General features: G+C 72.0%; 3 protein-coding genes and 1 pseudogene. 2 read left to right on the top strand and 2 right to left on the bottom strand.

Annotated features, from left to right (window positions below; all coding sequences use genetic code 11):
- Positions 1 to 333: pseudogene (locus KME77_RS09630) on the top strand (MocR-like transcription factor YczR); the annotation flags it as partial.
- Between the two features lie 52 nt (positions 334 to 385).
- Here KME77_RS09630 and KME77_RS09625 read toward each other — a convergent pair.
- Together KME77_RS09625 and KME77_RS09620 are read right to left on the bottom strand one after the other, a co-directional pair.
- A complete protein-coding gene (locus KME77_RS09625) occupies positions 386 to 1,000 on the bottom strand; it encodes a trimeric intracellular cation channel family protein (RefSeq protein WP_219464270.1) in 615 nt (204 codons plus the stop codon).
- A gap of 10 nt (positions 1,001 to 1,010) precedes the next feature.
- Positions 1,011 to 2,468, bottom strand: coding sequence for a peptide MFS transporter (locus KME77_RS09620; RefSeq protein ID WP_308250637.1), 1,458 nt, complete (start codon positions 2,466 to 2,468; stop codon positions 1,011 to 1,013).
- Positions 2,469 to 2,564: 96 nt separating this feature from the next.
- On the opposite strand from KME77_RS09620, the gene KME77_RS09615 reads away from it, so the two are divergent.
- Positions 2,565 to 2,943, top strand: a 379-nt coding sequence (locus KME77_RS09615; protein WP_219464269.1) for an AMP-binding protein, incomplete at its 3' end; no start/stop codon positions are given.

The raw sequence follows: 2,943 nt of genomic DNA, 5'->3' as shown, positions 1-2,943 counted from the left end.
CTGCGCCCCCCGCGTGACGCGCTCGTGGCGGCGCTGCGCGAGCGGCTGCCGGAGTGGGAGTTCGCGGTCCCGAGGGGCGGCGGGTCGCTGTGGGTGCGGCTCGGCTCGGGCTCGGCGGTGGCCCTGGCGGAGGCGGCGGCCTGCCACGGCGTACGGCTGGCGCCGGGACCCTGGTTCGGGCTGGAGGGCACGCTGGAGGGGTACCTGCGGCTGCCGTACACGCTGGCGCCCCAGACGCTCGCCGAGGCCGTCACGCGCATCGCGCGGGCCCGCGAGGAGGGGCCGGCGGGCGCCCGGCCGCCGCGGCGCGACGCGCTCACCCCCATGGTGTGACTGCCGCCCCCGCTCGGTCCGGTGGCTCAGTCCGGTGGCTCGGTCCGGCGGCTCAGTCCGACGGTTTGACGCCCCTGGCCAGCGGTGCGCGCCACTTGTAGCGCATCGCCGCGATGCGCAGCCCGAAGGTCAGCAGTGCCGCGGCGAGCGTGGCGTGCCAGCCGTTCAGCCCTGTCCAGTACAGTCCGGCCATCACCGCCGAGCCCAGCATCGCGGGGACCGCGTAGAGCTGCCGGTCGTACAGGAGCGTCGGGATCTCCCCGGCCAGCACGTCGCGCAGCATGCCGCCGCCGACGGCCGTCGTGACGCCCAGCAGCGCCGCGTGCAGCGGGCTCAGCCCGAAGCCCAGCGCCTTCTCGGTGCCGACCGCGCAGAACAGCCCCAGGCCCGCCGCGTCGAGCACGAGGATCGCCGGCATCACCCTGGCCACGTGCGGGTGCCAGAAGAACACGATGGCGGTGGCCGCCACCGGCACGAGCACGTACCCGGTGCTCTCGAAGGCGGCGGGCCGCACGTTCAGGATCAGGTCGCGCACGATGCCGCCGCCCAGCGCGGTCATCTCGGCGAGCACCGCCATCCCGACCATGTCGAGCCGCTTGCGCACGCCCATCAGCGCGCCGGACAGGGCGAAGACGAAAATTCCGGCGAGGTCGAGAATTACCGACACGATGGAATTTCTAGCGCATCGGTACAGGGTGCTCGGCCATCAGGGCCCGCAGCCGCCGCGCCGCCACCAGCAGCACCGCCCCCGCCGCGAGCGCCACCGCCGCCAGCAGGAGGTAGTAGGCGGGCTCGGACAGCACCCCGCTCAGCCGCCCGGTCTGCCCGCCGACCGCGTCGCCGACCGACGTCGCGATGAACCACACGCCGAGCATCTGCCCCTTGAACGCCCGCGGCGCCAGCTTGGAGGTGACCGACAGCCCGACCGGGCTCAGCGACAGCTCACCGAACACCTGGATCAGGTAGACCGGCACCAGCCACCAGACCGACACCCGGCCCGACTCCGCCAGCCGCGCCGCCGTCGCCATGACCACGAAGCTCAGCCCCGCCATGAGCAGCGCGAACGCGAACTTCTGCGGCGTGCTCACCCGGGTGCCCAGCCGCACCCACAGCGCCGCGAACACCGGCGCCAGGATCATGATGAACACCGGGTTGATCGACTGCGTCGCCGCCGCCTCGACGCGGAACCCGAACAGCGACAGGTCCGTGTTGTTCTGGGCGAAGAACAGCAGCTTGCTCGGCGCCAGGTCGAAGATCATCCAGAAGACGGCGGCCGCCGCGAACAGCCAGATGTAGGCCTTCATCCGCAGCCGCTCGTCCTCGGTCAGCTCGTGGCTGCCCAGCATGACGTAGCAGAAGTACGCCACCGGCACCGCCAGCACCACGACCGTCACGACCAGCGTGAACGCGGAGATCGAGAACGTCCCGGTGGCCACCCAGACCGCCATGGCCACCACCGTCACGGCCACCGCGAACGACACGATCCTGACCGCCCGCGCCCGCTCCGGCGCGCTGAGCGGCATCCCGGGCCCCTGGTCGGGCAGCCCCTTCCGGCCCAGGACGTACTGGACCAGCCCGAGCGCCATGCCCACCGCCGCCGCCCCGAACCCCAGATGCCAGCGCCCGTCCGCCGCCAGCCACCCGACCACGAGCGGCGCGAAGAAGGCGCCCAGGTTGATGCCCAGGTAGAACAGCGAGAACCCGGCGTCCCTGCGCCCGTCGTCGGCGTCGCGGTAGAGCCTGCCGACCATGACCGAGATGTTCGGCTTGAGCAGCCCGGTGCCCGAGATGATCAGCAGCAGCCCCAGCCAGACGAAGAACGAGCCGCCCACCGGGACCGCCATGCTGATGTGGCCGCACATGATGACCAGGCCGCCCCAGAACACCGCCCTGCGCGCCCCCAGGATCCTGTCGGCCACCCAGCCGCCCGGCAGCGCCACCAGGTAGATCAGCGCGCCGTAGACGCCGACCACCGCCTGCGCCGTCTGCTCGCTCATCCCCAGGCCCTGCTGGGCGGGCGAGGCCGCCATGAAGGTCGCCAGGATGGCGCGCAGCCCGTACCAGCTGAAACGCTCCCACATCTCGGTGCAGAAGAGCGTCGCCAGACCCCGCGGATGGCCGAAGAACGTGCGCACGATCAGTCACTCTACGTGACCGCTCTTGCCGGTGCCCCCACTGTGTGGTGCGATGCAACCCGGTTCAGCAAGTGATTACTGACTGGAGGCGGTGTCATGGCCGATGTCCTCGAGGTCCGGGCCGAGATCGAACAGCTGATCGCCGGTCGTACCGTGTGCGGGCAACTCGACAGCCTGGCCGAGCGGTACCCGGACGCGCCCGCCTACTCCGACCCCATAGAGGGCGGATGGGACACGCTGAGTTACGGTGAGGCGCGCCGGCGGGTCCTGGAGATCGCCGCCGGATTCGCCGCGCTCGGGCTCCAGTCGGGCGAGGCGGTGGCGCTGATGATGGTCAACCGGAGCGAGCACGTCCTCGCCGACCTCGGCGCGGTGCACGCCGGCGCCGTCGGCTGCACCGTCTACTCCACGTTCGCCCCCGACCAGATCGCCTTCGTCGCCGCCGACGTCGGCGCCAGGTACGCGGTGCTCGGCG

This window comes from Nonomuraea rhizosphaerae (assembly GCF_019396405.1).
Taxonomy (GTDB): Bacteria; Actinomycetota; Actinomycetes; order Streptosporangiales; family Streptosporangiaceae; genus Nonomuraea; species Nonomuraea rhizosphaerae.
Note: the sequence above shows the minus strand (reverse complement) of the source record. Positions and strands in the feature narration are given on the sequence as shown.